20 protein-coding genes and 1 tRNA gene are annotated in these 15,009 nt (G+C 67.1%); 7 read left to right on the forward strand and 14 right to left on the reverse strand.

The genetic code is table 11. From position 1 onward, the window contains the following. Positions 1–7: 7 nt before the first annotated feature. The 4 genes from BM397_RS23955 to BM397_RS23970 form a co-directional block, all read right to left on the reverse strand. Positions 8–1,198 carry a UxaA family hydrolase gene (locus tag BM397_RS23955; protein WP_092429620.1) on the reverse strand — a complete coding sequence of 397 codons (1,191 nt, stop codon included), beginning with the start codon at positions 1,196–1,198 and terminating at the stop codon, positions 8–10. Next, entirely contained in the window at positions 1,195–1,542 is a 348-nt protein-coding gene (locus BM397_RS23960; RefSeq protein WP_143015424.1) for a UxaA family hydrolase, read from the reverse strand. Before BM397_RS23960 ends, BM397_RS23955 begins: the two co-directional genes overlap by 4 nt. Continuing rightward, on the reverse strand, positions 1,535–1,870 hold the full coding sequence (locus BM397_RS23965) for an L-rhamnose mutarotase (protein WP_092429622.1): 336 nt from the start codon (positions 1,868–1,870) through the stop codon (positions 1,535–1,537). Before BM397_RS23965 ends, BM397_RS23960 begins: the two co-directional genes overlap by 8 nt. A gap of 332 nt (positions 1,871–2,202) precedes the next feature. After that, complete coding sequence (locus BM397_RS23970) at positions 2,203–2,676, reverse strand: acyl-CoA thioesterase (protein WP_092429784.1); 474 nt, start codon at positions 2,674–2,676, stop codon at positions 2,203–2,205. Positions 2,677–3,044: 368 nt separating this feature from the next. Between BM397_RS23970 and BM397_RS23975 the strand changes: the two genes are divergently transcribed. Both BM397_RS23975 and BM397_RS23980 read left to right on the forward strand, forming a co-directional pair. Further along, entirely contained in the window at positions 3,045–3,404 is a 360-nt protein-coding gene (locus BM397_RS23975; RefSeq protein WP_092429624.1) for a response regulator, read from the forward strand. Positions 3,405–3,663: 259 nt separating this feature from the next. Then, the gene (locus tag BM397_RS23980) at positions 3,664–3,864 is read left to right on the forward strand and encodes a hypothetical protein (protein ID WP_092429626.1); all 201 of its coding nucleotides are present in this window, start codon (positions 3,664–3,666) and stop codon (positions 3,862–3,864) included. A 167-nt stretch (positions 3,865–4,031) separates the two neighbouring features. On the opposite strand, the gene BM397_RS23985 is transcribed toward BM397_RS23980, so the two are convergent. The 5 genes from BM397_RS23985 to BM397_RS24005 all read right to left on the reverse strand — a co-directional run bounded on the left by BM397_RS23985 (position 4,032) and on the right by BM397_RS24005 (position 7,391). Beyond that, positions 4,032–4,106: transfer RNA gene (locus BM397_RS23985), tRNA-Gln, on the reverse strand. Between the two features lie 75 nt (positions 4,107–4,181). Next, on the reverse strand, positions 4,182–5,249 hold the full coding sequence (locus BM397_RS23990) for a GGDEF domain-containing protein (RefSeq protein ID WP_176806851.1): 1,068 nt from the start codon (positions 5,247–5,249) through the stop codon (positions 4,182–4,184). Then, positions 5,246–5,854 (reverse strand): heme NO-binding domain-containing protein, encoded by a 609-nt coding sequence (locus tag BM397_RS23995; RefSeq protein ID WP_092429628.1) that lies wholly within the window; start codon positions 5,852–5,854, stop codon positions 5,246–5,248. Before BM397_RS23995 ends, BM397_RS23990 begins: the two co-directional genes overlap by 4 nt. Positions 5,855–6,396: 542 nt before the next feature. Further along, complete coding sequence (locus tag BM397_RS24000) at positions 6,397–7,113, reverse strand: HAD family hydrolase (RefSeq protein WP_176806853.1); 717 nt, start codon at positions 7,111–7,113, stop codon at positions 6,397–6,399. Next, positions 7,110–7,391 carry a DUF3572 domain-containing protein gene (locus BM397_RS24005; RefSeq protein ID WP_092429632.1) on the reverse strand — a complete coding sequence of 94 codons (282 nt, stop codon included), beginning with the start codon at positions 7,389–7,391 and terminating at the stop codon, positions 7,110–7,112. Before BM397_RS24005 ends, BM397_RS24000 begins: the two co-directional genes overlap by 4 nt. 141 nt (positions 7,392–7,532) lie before the next feature. Between BM397_RS24005 and BM397_RS24010 the strand changes: the two genes are divergently transcribed. Continuing rightward, positions 7,533–8,960, forward strand: a complete 1,428-nt coding sequence (locus tag BM397_RS24010; RefSeq protein ID WP_092429634.1) for a diguanylate cyclase — start codon at positions 7,533–7,535, stop codon at positions 8,958–8,960. A 115-nt stretch (positions 8,961–9,075) separates the two neighbouring features. Here the strand turns inward: BM397_RS24010 and BM397_RS24015 are convergent, their stop codons facing one another. From BM397_RS24015 to BM397_RS24030, 4 genes are all read right to left on the reverse strand, one after another. Beyond that, positions 9,076–9,615 carry a periplasmic heavy metal sensor gene (locus BM397_RS24015; protein ID WP_245696208.1) on the reverse strand — a complete coding sequence of 180 codons (540 nt, stop codon included), beginning with the start codon at positions 9,613–9,615 and terminating at the stop codon, positions 9,076–9,078. Between the two features lie 2 nt (positions 9,616–9,617). Then, on the reverse strand, positions 9,618–10,010 hold the full coding sequence (locus BM397_RS24020; protein WP_092429636.1) for a hypothetical protein: 393 nt from the start codon (positions 10,008–10,010) through the stop codon (positions 9,618–9,620). Continuing rightward, positions 9,997–10,581: an RNA polymerase sigma factor gene (locus BM397_RS24025; protein WP_425425980.1), complete on the reverse strand. Its 585-nt coding sequence runs from the start codon at positions 10,579–10,581 to the stop codon at positions 9,997–9,999. The genes BM397_RS24020 and BM397_RS24025 overlap by 14 nt, the downstream gene beginning before the upstream one ends. An 81-nt stretch (positions 10,582–10,662) precedes the next feature. Continuing rightward, positions 10,663–11,376 carry an EF-hand domain-containing protein gene (locus tag BM397_RS24030; RefSeq protein WP_245696209.1) on the reverse strand — a complete coding sequence of 238 codons (714 nt, stop codon included), beginning with the start codon at positions 11,374–11,376 and terminating at the stop codon, positions 10,663–10,665. A 361-nt stretch (positions 11,377–11,737) separates the two neighbouring features. On the opposite strand from BM397_RS24030, the gene BM397_RS29550 reads away from it, so the two are divergent. The 3 genes from BM397_RS29550 (at position 11,738) to BM397_RS24045 (ending at position 13,572) form a co-directional block, all read left to right on the forward strand. Then, positions 11,738–12,136: a glutathione S-transferase family protein gene (locus tag BM397_RS29550; protein WP_218124925.1), complete on the forward strand. Its 399-nt coding sequence runs from the start codon at positions 11,738–11,740 to the stop codon at positions 12,134–12,136. Between the two features lie 260 nt (positions 12,137–12,396). Then, complete coding sequence (locus BM397_RS24040) at positions 12,397–12,789, forward strand: DUF983 domain-containing protein (RefSeq protein ID WP_092429792.1); 393 nt, start codon at positions 12,397–12,399, stop codon at positions 12,787–12,789. Between the two features lie 48 nt (positions 12,790–12,837). Then, the gene (locus BM397_RS24045; protein ID WP_092429794.1) at positions 12,838–13,572 is read left to right on the forward strand and encodes an NUDIX hydrolase; all 735 of its coding nucleotides are present in this window, start codon (positions 12,838–12,840) and stop codon (positions 13,570–13,572) included. Here the strand turns inward: BM397_RS24045 and BM397_RS24050 are convergent. Continuing rightward, the gene (locus BM397_RS24050; protein WP_092429640.1) at positions 13,551–13,916 is read right to left on the reverse strand and encodes a hypothetical protein; all 366 of its coding nucleotides are present in this window, start codon (positions 13,914–13,916) and stop codon (positions 13,551–13,553) included. The two genes, BM397_RS24045 and BM397_RS24050, sit on opposite strands and share 22 nt — an antisense overlap. 161 nt (positions 13,917–14,077) lie before the next feature. Between BM397_RS24050 and BM397_RS24055 the strand changes: the two genes are divergently transcribed. After that, positions 14,078–14,842 (forward strand): alpha/beta fold hydrolase, encoded by a 765-nt coding sequence (locus BM397_RS24055; protein ID WP_092429642.1) that lies wholly within the window; start codon positions 14,078–14,080, stop codon positions 14,840–14,842. Positions 14,843–15,009 lie beyond the last annotated feature (167 nt).

The following is a 15,009-nucleotide window of genomic DNA, read 5'->3' on the forward strand; positions in this document are numbered from 1 at the left end:
TCCTGCATCATGCGGCCGGCAGACAGGCCGGGCCAATCGGCTCGAAGCTCTTGTAGGTCAAGATGAATTCCCTGTGCCCCAGAGCCTCGGACTTCGTCTGTGCGCCTGCCGCCACCGCGACCACCAGATCCCTGATCTCGCGGCCAACCTCCTCGATGCTGCGCTTCCCTTCTATGACGTCCCCGGCGTTCACGTCCATGTCCTCGGAGAGGTTTCTGTAAGTCTGCGGGTTCGCGCAGATCTTGATGACCGGAGAAATGGCGGAGCCGACCACCGAGCCGCGTCCGGTGACAAAGAGCGACAGATGCGCGCCACTGGCGATCATCTCGACGATTTCGGCATTGTCCGAAATGTTGGGGAAGCCGAAGCGCACATCGCCGTCGGGCACCACGTCCATCAGGTAGAGCCCGCCGCGCGGCGGCACGTCGCCGGGCTTGATCAGCCCTGAGATCGGGCTGTCGCCGGATTTGACGTAAGCACCGAGGCTCTTCTCCTCGATGGTCGAGAGCCCGCCCGCCGCGTTGCCCGCGGCGAAGCTGCCGTAGCCCAGCGTGGCGTAATAGCGCTCGGCCTTCTGCACGCTCTCGCGCAGGGCCCGGCCAAGCTCGGGGGTCACCGCGCGCTCGGCCATGATCTCCTCGCAGCCGATGAGTTCTCCGGTCTCCTCGAAGATGCAGGCCGCCCCCTCTCCCACCAGCAGGTCGAAGGCCTTGCCCGCCGCCGGATTGCCGGAGATGCCCGACGTGCCGTCGGAGCCGCCACAGACCGTGCCGATCACCAGCTCGTCGACGCCCATCGGCACGCGCGGCACCTCGGCCACCTGCGCCAGCGCGTCGCGCACCCAGTCGCGGCCCATCTGCACGGTCGAGGCGGTGCCCCCGGCCTTCTGGATCACCAGCGTCTTCACCGGCCGGCCCGAGGCCGAGACGGCCTCGGAGGCACGCACCTTGTCGAAGCTCTCGCAGCCGAGGCTGACGAAGAGCACCGCGCCGACATTGGGATGGGTGCAGAGCCGGTCCATCATCCGCGCGGCATACTCATTGGGGTAGCAGCCCGGAAAGCCGATCAGTTGCACGTCTTCTTCGGGGAAACCCGAAACGATCTTCGAGGCAACGAAATGCGCGCATTCCACCAGGTAGGCGACCACCACCGTATTGCGGATACCCTTGCGCCCGTCCTGCCGCAGCCAGCCCTTCATTGCGCCACCGCCGCCGAAACCCCGTCGGCATCCTGCAACATGTGGGTTGGTGTGTAGGCGGAGCGGATGTTGTGCACGTGCACATGCGCGCCCGCAGGGATGCCCTCGGTCGCGATGCCGATAGGCATTCCGTATTTCAGGATTCTCTCGCCCTCGGCGATGTCGTGACGGGCAATCTTGTGGGCCAGCGGGATCGCGCGGGCCAGCGCCACCGGCCCGTGCTCGAGAGGCACCTCGGTGCCTTCGGCAGCACTTTCGCGAGCGACCAGCACGTTGTCCGCGGCGCTGAGCAGAAGGAAGGGACCGATCATGGTGCTGCCGGGCTTCTGTGCAGGGTCAGTCATGATGAAAGACCTCCTCAGCCTCGGCCCACCACTCGCCCTCGCTCCGAGTGTCGAGCGGACGCTGCAGCGGCATGCAATGCGACCACCAGTCCTGAGTCACCGGGTCCGCGGCCATCTTTGCCATGTCCGCCTCGAAGTCGGTGCCGACATACTCGAAGTAAGCGAAGAGCAGGTTCTCCGGCTCCTTCAGGAAGATCGAGTAGTTTCTGATATTACAGGCGGAAATCATCTCCAGCACCTGCGGCCAGACCGCGGCGTGCAGGCGTTTGTATTCCGCGATCCCCTCCGGATCGACGGCGATGATCTGGCCGTGTCGTTGGGCGGTCATGTCTGGTCCTCGGCAATGCGGGCAAGGATGGGCCCCGCTCTCGCGAGGCGGGGGTATATTCATATTCGAGCTTAACATTTATATCTAAACATCCACACGGAGAGCTGTCAATTCCGGCACTCCGGGAAATGTGAGCGCTCACAAGGAAGTTGAGCCCCTCACGACAAGCGAAACATGCCCTCAGCGAGGATGTCGTCGGCCGAAAAGAAGCACATGCTCTTCAAGCCGCCTGTGACTGGACGGGCGAAACACCCGATGAAACAAGAAGACGCCCCGCCAAGCGGGGCGTCTTGCGAAATTCGATGAGCCTGCGTCCCCGCGGGGGCGGCGCGTCAGCCCTCCGCAGCCTTCCGCATCTCCTCGCCGAATTGCACCCGCAGCTTCTTGCGCAACGCGGCGGCACGATGGCGCTTTTTCTCGAGCTCGGTGCTGACCGTGAGCGCCGGCACCTCGGCAGGACGCCCCTCGTCATCCACCGCGACCATGGTGAAATAGCACGAGTTGGTATGGCGGCGCGTGCCCTTGCGAATATCCTCGGCCTCGACACGAATGCCGATCTCCATCGAGGTGCGGCCCGCGTGATTCACGCTCGCGCGGAAGGTCACCAGTTCACCGACGTTGATCGGCTGCTTGAAAGTCACCTGGTCCACCGAGAGCGTCACCGCGTAGCGTCCGGAGAAGCGCGAGGCGCAGGAAAAGGCGACCCGGTCGAGCAGGTTGAGAAGCGCACCACCGTGCACCTTGCCGCTGAAGTTCGCCATGTCTGGTGTCATCAGCACGGTCATCTCGAGTTGGCGGGGATCCATGGCTTGCTCCATCACTGGCCTGATTTTCCGAAGCTCAGCGCTAGCACAGGCATTTGCCCGGATGCCGCAAGTTTTCACCGGGGCGCGACGGATTGCTCCCAAGGCGGGCAGAGGCGCATCGCATTGCACCCATAGAGGGCGCCTCTGGAGGTCATTCGCTTCTTGCGGGTGCCCCTCCAACTCCGGCGCGCCATGTCCTGCCCCCCTCGCCCGCACAGTGACCTTTTCGCAACCGAAAGGGTAACCCCACACATTCCCCCCGGCTTATCCACGTGGACGCTACGTAAACCTCTGGACGACTCGGTTGAGCGATTTCACCGACCCCGACATCCTTGGGAGCTTGTGAACCCGCTCAAGAGGAGACCTTCATGGCCCGGATCCTTCTGATCCTTCCCGACCAGGACCAGCGCAGTGCTTTGGACCGCATCCTTGCAGAGGGTGGTCATCGCGCCTTTCAGACGGCCACTGCCGTGGATGCGCGCCCGCTGATCGAAAGCGGCCAGTACGATCTCGTTATGCTCGATCCCGAGCTGCCGGATCAGGACGGGTTTGCCTTCCTGCGCGACCTGCGCGCTGGCAACACACGGCAGCCGATCGTCGTGCTGAACCGCTATGCGCGGGTCGCCACGACGCTGCTCGCCAAGGGGCTGGGCGCGAGCGGCATCCTGACGATGCCCTTCACCCGGGGCGAATTCTTCTCGACCATCGACGACGCCATCGCCGCGTGAGAACAGCCCTGCCGCAGGTGCCTCATCTGCGGCAGGACGAGACCAACCCGCGCAGGACGGATCGAGCCGCGCCCTCAGCTCCGCGGAACACGGGCATGCTCTGAACTAAGAGCTTTGCTGTCCCTGGAACACGACACCCGCCGCGGGCTCATCCCGCCGCCACCGTGGTCGACGCTCTCACCGCCGCTCTGAGATTGGGTCGGAAGCGGCCCCGTCCGCCACCGGCGGGGCCATCGTGCTGCCGCATGAAGCGTATGCAATGACCTTCGCGAAGACAGGCGCCGGGAAGTTGGTCGATCGCGTGGGGCCAACGCTGCAGCGAAATCAAGGTCCGACGACCGAACGTAGCCTGACCCAGAGCGGGCGCCGACTGGACGAAGTGACAGAAGGCGGGCCGATAACGATCGACCTCATCCTGCCGCCGCACATGCTGCTTATCCCCCTCGATCCTCCTGCTTGACCGACCAGGAGACCACCTGACCGCACACGGCAAATGACCCCGTCATTATGCTCAGCGCATGCGGGAAGCGGTCAGCAAAACAGGGGGCAGATAGGTGGGGCACCTACGGGGGCATTTCTACCGCCCTCGGGCCGAAAGTCTCGTAACTTCGGTATGTTAGGAGATATTGGCTGGGGCGGTAGGATTCGAACCTACGGTGCGCGGTACCAAAAACCGGTGCCTTACCACTTGGCTACGCCCCAACCGTGGCGCGGGATTTACGCCAGCCTCCGGGAGGGCGCAACCCCCTTCTGGAAAAAATCTCGGTCTTTTTTTCCTCACCTTGCGGAACCCTCGCCGGCATCATCGCGACGGCCGGGTGCACGGCAGCGCTCCTCTCCAACGGAGGGCTCCGGTGGCGGGTAGAACGCATAGCGCCCGCGCCCGGCCCGCTTTGCGTCATAGAGCGCGATGTCAGACTCCTCGAGAAGCGTCTCAGCGCCGGAGGGGGAGACCGCTGCGCCCGGGCGGTGCAGGGCGATCCCTATGCTTGCCGAGACCCGAGCCGGCCGAACCGCACCCTGCGCCTGCAGTTCAATTGGAGCTTCGAGCCGCGCAATGAGACGCGCGGCAAGCTCCGCGAGTCGCTGGCGCTCGGTCACACCTGCGACGATGATGACGAATTCGTCACCGCCGATCCGCGCCACGGTATCTCCTTCGCGGGTCAGCTCGCGCATCAGTCCAGCCACGGCTTCCAGCACCCGGTCCCCGGCGCCATGTCCGAGCGTGTCATTGACCTGCTTGAAGAAGTCGAGATCCAGGTGCATCAGCGCGAAGGCCGCATCGCGCCGCAGCAAGTCGGTCAGCGTCCGGGTCACGGCGCGGCGATTTCGCAGGCCGGTGAGCGGGTCGGTGAAGGCGCGTTCCTCAGCCTCGAGCATCGCGCCCTGCAGGCGGCGATTGAGCATCCGCGACGCCTCCATCGCGGCGGATTTCGCCTCGACGAGGTAGAGCATGTCGATGGCAAGGTCGGTGGCGGCGAAATCGCTGCTGGTGAGCGCATGGTCGCGCACCGCCTCGACGAGGCCGAGACCGAAGGACAGATCGAGGATTGCCCCACCGGAGGCGTCGGGCATGGCCAGGCCGCGCAGCGTCTCGCGCCTCGGGCCGGCCAGCCGCACTTGCAGCCGGCGCCCCGCAAGCGACAGGAGATCCTCGAGCCCCGTGACGTGCCGGGGCCGGAATATCTCGAAGAGGTCCGAGAAATGCAGGCGGCAGCTCGCTTCACCGAGGAGCACGCGCTGCAATGTCGGCCCGACGCCAAGCACATGTCCCGACGAATCGAGCCGCGCGTGCATGGGGCACAGTGCATCCAGGGTCGCCTGAGGCAGAACCAGCGGCGTCATCCGCCCTGTCCTGCGCCATGTGCCCCCAGAACGAAGCTGCGCCCCCTCGTATAGGCGGTCTCGATCACCGTGATCTCTATCAGCTCGTCGTCGCCGGGACCGTCGGCGAGATCGAGCAGGATCAGCGCCCCGTAGTCGTCGGCCATGGCGCGCAGCACACCGGCCAGAACGTGGGAGTACCCCCGACTCGTCGGGCCGGTGCATTTGCAGACAAGGGCGAAGCGACGCGGCGCGGTTTCGCTCAGCTCCAGCGCCGGTAGGCTCAGATCGGGCACCGCGAGCCGCGCCCGGCCCGGCAGTTCCTCGAGCGAATGCAGGAAGTCGATGAAATCCTCGCCGCCGTAGCGCATGAGCCGGCGCAGGCGCTCGTTGTTGGGGTGGGTCATGAGGTAGGTGCCAATGTCCTCGAGCATCGCGGCGCGCGGCTTGTCCAACTCCAGCTCGGCCCGCGTCAGAACGCGCCCGATAAGCTGGGCCTCGTAGTCGAGCATGGCCTCGAACTCAGGCAGTTCCAGTCGCGCGTCATCGGCAACCCGGCGCCAGCGCTCCTCCCCGTAGGTGTCTTGAACGAAGCACTGCAGAGTGCGTGCGACAAGACCGTGCATCCGCCGATCCATCAGGGGTCCGGCGCGCTAGGCGCCGCCCGTTGCGTGGCTGGCTCCGCCCGAGCCCGGGAGCGCCGTTTCGCGCGATCTTGGCGACATCGATACTTCCCTTTCTGAAGGTCAGGAGCTGATCCCGCAGTCCTGCCGCAAACGGCGCACGCTCTTCTGCAAGGACCCAGCACCCTTTCCGGCCGCGCCCACGCCCGCCTGTAAGGTGCCTTGCGCATTGGCGCCGGCGCAGCCACACCAAACGCAGCTCAGGAAACATCGCCCCTGAGCGCAACGAGCGACGGGCCGACTGAAGTCCTAGCGCCTGCGGAAATTCCCCGCATGGTGAGGCCTCGCAGGCACCCCGCAGATCAGCCTGCACACGCCAGAATGAACGCCCCTGACAAGACACCTCTGACCAAATGCCCCTGAGCGGAGGCCGCCCAATGTGATCGCCGGTGCGCCGCTGCCACCATGGCAGGCCCAATGCGGTCACTCTAGGCGACGGAACTTAACGAATCCGCAATGCCGAAAATTCTTCGGAGTTGTCCAGCTCAGGCCTCCACGGCGCAGAGCCATCCGGGCAGATGCCCGATATCGGGCAGCACGACATCCGCGAGGTCACGCAGGTCATCTGCCCCGGCCGGACCGGTCAACACCGCAACCGTTCTCATGCCCGCCGCGCGGCCCGCTTGCAGGTCATGGGTGCTGTCGCCGACCATGACCACCTGGGCGGGCGGCAGACCGAGGGCGGTCGCAAAGGCCAGCAAGGGCGCGGGCGATGGCTTGGCGCCGTGGCCGCTGTCGAAGCCGGCGACGAAATCGAACCTGTCGGAAACACCGACCTGCCGCAGATGCGCGTGGGCCACCGCCTCGTTGTCATTGGTCATCACGCCCAGCCGAAGCCCGGACCGCCGCAGCGAATCCAGCAGCGGCGCCAGAGGCACGGCCTCGACCAGCGGCGCGCGGGCCGCCTCTTCGGATAGAAAGCGCTCGAGCGCCGTGGCATCACGCCCGCCCAACCCCTGCGCAAGGCACTCCGCCGCCTCGAGACTGGTGCCGGCGATCACCGGGCTGTCCTTGAGGAAGGTGCCGCTGCCGAGATCGAAGCGAAGCTCGCGCGCCATGGCATCGATGAGCCGCGCATCACCCTCGGCAAGCTGATGCATCACCCGCAGCGCCCAGGCACTCCAGGTGCGGGTGAAATCGAACAGCGTGCCATCCTTGTCGAAGAGTACCGCCGCCACACGAGGGCCGGATTGCGGGCTCACGTCCAATGCACCTCGCCGCCGCCAGGCAGGTGCTGGCGCGCCTGGAACGGAAGATCATAGGCCAGCCCCGCCTCGTCGCAGAAGCTCCGCACCCAGGCGTCGTCCATCAGCAGGAAGTCGAGCACCGCGCCCTGAAAGCCCGGGTCCGACAGACCGGACCGAAAATCCTCGGCAGACGCTCCCGTGGCGCCGAGGAAAACCGGCAGAAGCTCGTCGTTCGCGGCCAGCCAGGCCGCCGCCTGCAACCCGATCAGCTCTGCCTCGTCACGCCCCACCATCCGTGCAACTCCCCGCCAATCGAAAGGCTTTCTTAACCAGTTTTCATAAAGACTGAGCCGCGACGGGGATGCAAGGCCGCGCGGCGCGGGACGGCCTCCGGATGGGCGACACGCGGACGACACGAGGGCAGGAACAGGACGATGGCAGGACGCATACTCATCGTCGGGGGCTCGGCCAGTCAGTGCGACCAGCTTCGGACCAAGCTCGCCTCGGCCTTCTACCAGGTCGCGACGGTGGCCAGTGGCGCCGAGGCGTTGCGCAGCATCGACGATCTCCACCCCGATCTCGTTCTCTCTGCGACCATGCTGCCCGACATGTGCAGCAGCGGCTTCTGCACCCGGCTGCGCTCATTGCCCGGCCACGCCGACACCCCGCTCGTGCTGCTCTGCGAAAAGGATCAGCCCGAGCGGCGGCTGGCGTTGCTCGCGGTCGGCGCCGATGATGTCATCGCCCGCCCGGTCGAGGATATCCTGCTGCTCGCCCGGCTGAGAAACCTCATCCACCGCAGCCGCGCCCAGGACGAACTGCAGCTGCGCAATGACACCCAGCGCGCGCTTGGGCTGTCAGAACTGCCACGGAACTTCGACCGCCCGGCGCGTATCTCCCTTGTCCCGCTCGACCCGGAGGCGGATGTCGCCCTTATGGCGACCCGGCTGCGGATCAATCTCGGCGCTCAGGTCCGCATCCTCGCGCCGGGCCATCTGCTGAAACAAGGCGTCACCCCGGCCGAGGCTATCGTGCTGATTGACAACCCTGCAGCCCCCGAGGCCGGGCTGGCATTTCTGTCGCAACTGCGCACCGCCCGTGCCCGGCGTCGCGCCGCGCTGGTGTATGTGACAGAGCCGGAGCGCGCCGAATATGCGGCCCGTGCACTGGATCTGGGCGCGGACGAGCTGCTGCACCGGGGGCCGGATGCACTGGAGCTTGCGCTCCGTCTGCCGCGACTGATCAACCGGAGGCGCCGCGCGGAGCAACATCATGCCGCTCTCCGCAACGGCCTGCGCGCCGCGATAATCGACCCTCTGACCGGGCTCTACAACCGCCGCTACGCCATGCCAGAGCTGGCGCGGCTGGCGCAGCAGGCCGCCGAACTCGAACAGCCGCTGGCCCTGCTCATCGCCGACCTCGACCATTTCAAGAAGGTGAACGATCACTGGGGGCATTCCATCGGCGACCGCGTGCTCGCGACGACGGCGCGCGCGCTGTCCGATGCGCTGCGCCCGCGGGATCTCGTCGCGCGGGTTGGCGGAGAGGAATTTCTCATCGCCCTGCCCGGCAGCGACGCAGAAGCCGCCCTTGCCACCGCCCGGCAGTTGCGTGAACGCATCGCCGGGCTGACCTTGCCCTTGATCGGTCCGGGGGGCGGGTCACAGGCCGGCATCGCGCTGACCATCAGCATCGGCATCGCCTTCACCGAGCCGGGGTCAAACCCTGTCGAGACGGTCCTGCGCCGAGCCGACGGGGCGCTTTATGCCGCCAAGCAGGCGGGGCGGAACCAGGTCCGGCTGGCAGAGCCCGAACGGCAGCCACAGCCGTGGCTGAACATCAGGGAATTGCGCCGGATCTGAGGAGAGTTCCTGGACACAGCCGAGCGCGCTGCCTGCGGGTATGGGCCGAGGGCCTGACAGGCCCGTCAGATGGCCTTTCCCGCGCCACTGTCACGCCCGCGATCCGGGCGACGTGTCAGTCCCGGGGCTTCCGGGGCAGCCGCTTCGCCAGGGCGTCAAGCTCCGCTTCGAGCCGGTCGGCATAGGCCTCCCGCGCCTCCGGGGAGAGCGTGGCAACATAGTCCACCAGAACGTCCTGACCCATCTTCTGCCGTTCCGCTGCACGGGCGTCCTGCGCGGACAGCGCTTCTGCAAAGGCCGTACTGTCGAAAGGTTCGGCACGCAGCAGCTCAAGCGCGCTGCGATAGTCGGCAAAGGGCCTGGGACGCGGGCGGTCACCCTGCTTGCGCTCGAACGAGCTGAACAGCTGGCGGCCCAGCTCGCGCCGCTGATCTTGCGAGAAGGCCTGCGTGTAGGGGGTGATGAACTCGCGTCCGCGCGGCGGACCGCCGCGCTCGGGGCCGCCATGGCGCAGGAGGCCGCCCGCGACAACCCCGACCACCGCGAGGTTCAGCGCCAGCGATCCCAGCAGCAGCCAGCGCATCCAGCGCGGCGCCCCCGAGGGCTTCTTCGCGCCGGGCATCTGCTCCGGCGTCGGGGAGGCATCGTTCGTCATCGTCAAAGTCCCAACATCGCGTAGTCGAAGCCGCTGGCGGGATCGACCGCCGACAGCAGGCTGCTGCTGTCGCTCGACAGCAGTGTCGTCATCGTCTCCGGAGAGGCCACGCCGATCCAGACACCGGCGGCGCAGGCCGCCGCAAGCCCGGCCAGCGCCGGCCAGCCGCCGAAGGTCTGCAGCGCCTCGCGCCATGCACTGACCCTGCGGAGCAGCGGCGGCGAACGCCGCTCTTCCGGTCTTGGCGCCGGTCTCGCGGCAGGCTGCACCTCGAGCGCCAGCGCCTCCATCCGGGCCATCCAGTCACCGGAGGGCAGCGGTGCATCCTGCCGTTCTGCCTCGAACAGCGAGGCCAGCGGCCCCTCTTCCTTCCTGCGCTGATCAGTCATCGTCATACCCCAGCTCTGCGCGCCGCCCTGCCAGCAGGGCCTCCAGCGCCTTGCGTCCCCGCGCGGTAAGACTTTCCACCGCACGCACGCCCAAGTCCATGATCCCGGCGATCTCGGGGTTGGAAAGCCCCTCGAGATGCCGCAATACCACCGCCTGCCGCTGCCGCTCCGGCAGCGCGTCCAGCGCCTCCTGCAGCGCGCCCTCGCGGGCCTTGCCCTGCAAGGTCGCCTCGGCGCCCGGCGCGGGATCGGCCGGCTCGGCGATGTCGTCGATATCCACCGACCTGCCACGCCGTCGGCGCATCCGGTCGATGCAGAGATTCGACACCACCCGATAGAGCCATGTCGAGACCTTCGCCTCGCCCTCGCGCCAGCCGGGTGCCGCGCGCCAGAGCCGCAGCAACGCCTCCTGTGCCACGTCCTCCGCCTCGGCCCTGTCGCCGAGCATGCGGACCGCATGGCCAAAAGCACGCGGACCCAGGCGCTGTACGAGCGCCCGCGCAGCGGCCTGATCGCCCGCGGCATAGGCCGCGAGCAACGTCTCGTCGCTTTCACCACTCATCGCGTCATAGGGCATCCGGTCCATCCCCTTGCGCTAGCCCGATGTGCCGGGCCGCGCAAGGACCGGGCCGCACGGGGCGGCCCGATCCTCGGAGCTTCAGTACTGCCAGAAGTCCTGCATGCCGCCGCCGCGCGGCCCCTGCCCGTCGCGCGGGCCATCGCCGTTCTGCGGGCCGCGCTTGAAGCCCTGCCCACGCTGGTCGTGGTCACGGTCACCATGCCACTGACGCTGGTCCCCCTCATGGCGCATCATCCGGTCACCCTTCGGGCCCATGCCCTCGCCTGCACCCTGACCCATGCCGCGCTGTTCGTGGCGCATCGGGCGGGCCGCCGCGAGCTCATCTTCGGTCACCTGGCCATCCTCATCCGCGTCGAAGCGGTCGAAGAACCCCATCGGGCCCTGCGCCTGCATCTCCTCGAGGGACAGCTTGCCATCCTTGTCCGCATCGAACCGCTCAAGCATCCGCTGTTCCATGCGCGCCTTGCGCATCTCCAGCTGCTGCGCCTCGCGGGCCGCCTTGCGGGCGTCGGCAAAGGCGATCAGCTCATCGCCTTCGAGCAGGCCATTGCCATCCGCGTCGGCCGTGGCATAGGCCTCGGAAAAGCCTGCTGCGGGACCGTGGGCCGCGAATTCCTCGCGGCTGATCGACCCGTTGCCGTCGCTGTCGAAGCTCTCGAACATCTGCGTCATGGGCGCCGGGCGCTCGCCGCGCTGCCCCATGGGCTTCGCGTCGGTTGCAGCAAAGGCAAGGCTCGCCGTGCCCAGAACCACGAGGGCGGCGCCGGTCATCAGTTTGTTCATGCGTGTCATCGCTGCGATCTCCTCATTGCATCGCGTGTCTCACCGGCGGCGTGTTTGCCGTCCGATCACTAGCTTTCACGCGGGGCGCGGAAACTTCCGTCGCCCGGGGGCAAAGTTTTTTTCTCGCGGCCCGCACGGCTTGCACCCGGCATCCGAAAACCTGGTGATGGACAGGGCGGTTGGGCGGGGCGGTTGGGCGGGGCGATTGGGCAGAGCTTTTGAAAGGAGAAAGCGCCATGCTGACGGTCTGGAGCAGACGCCCCTCATCGAACGTGCAAGCCCTGATGTGGTGCATTGGCGAACTGGACCTGCCCTACCTGGACCACGACGTCGGCATATCCACCGTGGCACCGACACCGAGGTCTTCCAAGTGTTCAACCCCAACTGGACGGTCCTCGTGCTGCGCGACGATGACGGGCCCGCACTCTGGGAAACCGGCGCGATCCTGCGCTACCTTGCCGGGCGCTATGGCGACGACGCCATCTGGCCGCGCGACCCGCTGACCCGCGCGGATGTCGACCGCTGGACGGAATGGGCAAATCTCAACGTGGCCATGGCCTTTGCCGCGCCGGTCTTCTGGCGCATCGTCCGTACCCCGGCCCACCGGCAGGACGCCGCGGCGATCGCTCAAGCGGTGCAGGCGCTGGAACACAGGCCGCGGATCGCGGAACAGAGCCTCGGCAACACGCGTCGCTCGCAAGCGCGCGGCTCACCTGCACCGACATCCAGTTCGGCCACGTGCTGCATCGCTCCTACGAAATCCCGATAGCGCGTGCCGCGCTGCACGATCTGGCCGGCTACCATCAGTGGCTCACCGAACGGCCAGCCCACCGAGACCACGTCATGGTGAGCTACGACCCGTTGCGCGCCCGATCCCGGCGCGACCGGGCTCAGACCTTTGAGGCGCCCCGCGCTAAACCTGCATCCACCCTGCCGCTTTGCGACATCACGCCGCTGCGCGCTCCTGTCCTCTTTAAATGGCGACAGGCTTGCGCCACCTTTGGGGACATGACTTCCAAGGTGCCCCCCATGACCGATCTTTCGCCAGAGGGCGAGACCGAGCGCGAAACCTGGCCCGCCGTCTGGCGCGGCTTCCGCGGCCGTTGCCCGAGCTGCGGCAATGGACCGATCCTGCGCTCCTACCTCAAGGTGCGGGACCATTGTCCGGTCTGCCGCGAGGAGCTGCACCACCACCGCGCCGACGACGGCCCGGCCTATCTGACGATCCTCATCGTCGGCCACATCATGGCGCCGGCGCTGCTCTGGGTGTTCACCACTTGGCGGCCCGAGCCGCTGATCCTGATCACCATCTTCCTTATTGGCTGCATCGGGCTTTCCCTCTACCTTCTGCCGCGACTGAAGGGGGCGATCGTCGGCTTCCAGTGGGCGCGCGAGATGCACGGCTTCGCACGCGACCGCTGACGCCGAGCGCTTTCCCCGCACGGCAGACCAAGACGCAGGGGAATGCGCATGAGCAGCGACAAGACAGCCATCCGCGACGCAGCCACGGTGATCGTGCTGCGCGACCGCGACAGCCGCCCGAGCGTTCTGATGGGGCAGCGCGGCGCAGCGGCGGCCTTCATGCCCAACAAGTTCGTCTTTCCCGGCGGGGCCGTGGACGAGGCGGATGCCGAGGTGAAGCTCGCCGCCCCGCTGCCCGCCGCCTGCGCCGCGCGCCTCGCCGAAGAGGCCCCCGCGGGCCGCGCCCCGGCGCTCGCCGCCGCCGCCATCCGCGAGCTCTGGGAGGAAACCGGCCAGGTGCTGGGCTGGCCCGGCAAGTGGCCAAACCCGCCCGAAGGCTGGGAGGGTTTTGCCGAGACAGGTCACCGGCCCTCGGCCTCGGCGCTGCAGTTCGTCTTCCGCGCAATCACCCCGCCGGGTCGCCCGCGCCGCTTCGATGCGCGCTTCTTCCTGGTGGACGCCGAGGCCTTGAAGTCCGATCCCGATGATTTCTCGGCGGCCTCCGACGAGCTGTCGCACCTGCAATGGGTGCCGCTCGACGAGGTGCGCCGCTTCGATCTGCCGTTCATCACCGAGGTGGTGCTCGCAGAAATCACCGCCCGCGCCCAGGACCGCCGCGCGCCGAGCTCCGTGCCCTTCTTCCGCAACGACGACGAGGAAAGCCTGTTCCTGCGCCTCAACGGCCGCGCCCCCGGCACCCCGGACGAGACCAGGCCGAAGCGTCAGCTGCGGATCAGGAGGTAGTAGACCGCCGCCATCAGCGCCGCGAGCAGTGCGAGGTTGAACATCAGCCCCGCAAGCACGCCGAGCTGCCAGTAGCGCCGCCGCGCCTTCACGTCGATCGCCTCCAGATGCCGCGCGATGCGGCCTTCGGCGCGCGTCAACTCCGCCATGTCGAGCCGCATGGCGAGCTTCGGATGCCCCGCCATGCCCTGCGCCTCGCTGAGCGCCCGCAGATCCCGACGCGCCCACCGCGGCAACCGGTGCGCCGCGCGCTTCGCGCGCCGCTCGAAGCTGCCCTTGCCGAGGCCGAGGCGGCTCTCGAACAGCGGCATCAGCCGCGCACCGATCTTCGGGGTTGCATCCATGTCGCGAACTTCCGGCATTTGACCGCCGTACGCAAGCCGCAACGGTTTGGTGGCAACCTCCTTCGAAGGAGGTTGCAAATCTCTTCGAAGAGATTTGCCCCACCCCGGCGACCACGCGTTTTGGTCTTTTCCATGCGCCGCCCGCGGCCTAGACAGGGCCCATGCTGAACATGATCCGCCACGGCTCCGCCACCGACCAACCGCCGCTCGTCATCGTCCACGGGCTCTTCGGCTCCGCCCGCAACTGGGGGGTGATCTCGAAGCGACTCTCGGACCAGCGCGAGGTGATCGCGGTGGATCAGCGCAACCACGGCGACAGCCCGCAGAGCGACAGCCACAGCTATTTCGACATGGCCGGCGACATCGCCGAGGTGATCGAGAGCCTCGGCGGCCGTGCCGACGTGCTGGGCCATTCGATGGGCGGCAAGGCGGCCATGGTGCTGGCGCTGACGCGTCCCGAGTTGGTCAACCGGGCGATCCTCGCGGACATCGCGCCAGTGAAATACGCGCACGACCAGAACCAGAATATCGCCGCGATGCGCACGGTCGATCTCGCAAAGATCGAAAAACGCTCGGACGCCAACGATCAGCTGGCCAAGGTGATCGACGACCCGACGCTGCGGAGCTTCTTCACCCAGTCCCTCGACCTCAAGGAAAAGCGCTGGAAGCTGAACCTCGACGCGCTCGAGGCGGAAATGCCCAAGATCCTCGATTTCCCGGAGATCGACGGCCATTTCGACCGTCCGGCACTGTTTCTCTCCGGCGCCGAGTCGAGCTACGTGAAACCCGAATACCGCGACCGCATCCGCAGTTTTTTTCCCGCTGCGAAGTTTGCGAAACTGCCGGGCTGCGGTCACTGGTTGCACGCAGAGAAGCCGCGCGAGTTCGAAGCGGCGGTGCGGGCGTTCCTCGACCTGACCGCCTGACGACCGCCTGACGCCGGCACTCCGCGAGCCCGCGCGTGCCGCTTTATCCTGCCTAATTATCCGGCTGAAGGGCCGTCGGATTTCCCTTTTCGGAATCCGCGCTTCCCTGATTCCAAATCGCCCGGCCCTGCCCTTGCGGGAGAGGGCGCTCCGGGCCTTCTAGTTTC

The sequence above is a fragment of the Alloyangia pacifica genome (genome assembly GCF_900116195.1).
Classification (GTDB): Bacteria; Pseudomonadota; Alphaproteobacteria; order Rhodobacterales; family Rhodobacteraceae; genus Salipiger; species Salipiger pacificus.

Excerpts from the sequence above, each read along its gene's own strand:
- BM397_RS23960 (WP_143015424.1), bottom strand. The coding sequence starts at position 1,542 with ATGACTGACCCTGCACAGAAGCCCGGCAGCACCATGATCGGTCCCTTC.
- BM397_RS24015 (WP_245696208.1), bottom strand. The coding sequence starts at position 9,615 with ATGACGAACGATGCCTCCCCGACGCCGGAGCAGATGCCCGGCGCGAAG.
- BM397_RS23995 (WP_092429628.1), bottom strand. The coding sequence starts at position 5,854 with ATGCACGGTCTTGTCGCACGCACTCTGCAGTGCTTCGTTCAAGACACC.
- BM397_RS24050 (WP_092429640.1), bottom strand. The coding sequence starts at position 13,916 with ATGGATGCAACCCCGAAGATCGGTGCGCGGCTGATGCCGCTGTTCGAG.
- BM397_RS24010 (WP_092429634.1), top strand. The coding sequence starts at position 7,533 with ATGGCAGGACGCATACTCATCGTCGGGGGCTCGGCCAGTCAGTGCGAC.
- BM397_RS24025 (WP_425425980.1), bottom strand. The coding sequence starts at position 10,581 with ATGCCCTATGACGCGATGAGTGGTGAAAGCGACGAGACGTTGCTCGCG.
- BM397_RS23970 (WP_092429784.1), bottom strand. The coding sequence starts at position 2,676 with ATGGATCCCCGCCAACTCGAGATGACCGTGCTGATGACACCAGACATG.
- BM397_RS23975 (WP_092429624.1), top strand. The coding sequence starts at position 3,045 with ATGGCCCGGATCCTTCTGATCCTTCCCGACCAGGACCAGCGCAGTGCT.
- BM397_RS24020 (WP_092429636.1), bottom strand. The coding sequence starts at position 10,010 with ATGACGATGACTGATCAGCGCAGGAAGGAAGAGGGGCCGCTGGCCTCG.
- BM397_RS23965 (WP_092429622.1), bottom strand. The coding sequence starts at position 1,870 with ATGACCGCCCAACGACACGGCCAGATCATCGCCGTCGATCCGGAGGGG.
- BM397_RS24005 (WP_092429632.1), bottom strand. The coding sequence starts at position 7,391 with ATGGTGGGGCGTGACGAGGCAGAGCTGATCGGGTTGCAGGCGGCGGCC.
- BM397_RS24040 (WP_092429792.1), top strand. The coding sequence starts at position 12,397 with ATGACCGATCTTTCGCCAGAGGGCGAGACCGAGCGCGAAACCTGGCCC.
- BM397_RS23955 (WP_092429620.1), bottom strand. The coding sequence starts at position 1,198 with ATGAAGGGCTGGCTGCGGCAGGACGGGCGCAAGGGTATCCGCAATACG.
- BM397_RS24045 (WP_092429794.1), top strand. The coding sequence starts at position 12,838 with ATGAGCAGCGACAAGACAGCCATCCGCGACGCAGCCACGGTGATCGTG.
- BM397_RS24030 (WP_245696209.1), bottom strand. The coding sequence starts at position 11,376 with ATGACACGCATGAACAAACTGATGACCGGCGCCGCCCTCGTGGTTCTG.
- BM397_RS23990 (WP_176806851.1), bottom strand. The coding sequence starts at position 5,249 with ATGACGCCGCTGGTTCTGCCTCAGGCGACCCTGGATGCACTGTGCCCC.
- BM397_RS23980 (WP_092429626.1), top strand. The coding sequence starts at position 3,664 with ATGACCTTCGCGAAGACAGGCGCCGGGAAGTTGGTCGATCGCGTGGGG.
- BM397_RS24055 (WP_092429642.1), top strand. The coding sequence starts at position 14,078 with ATGCTGAACATGATCCGCCACGGCTCCGCCACCGACCAACCGCCGCTC.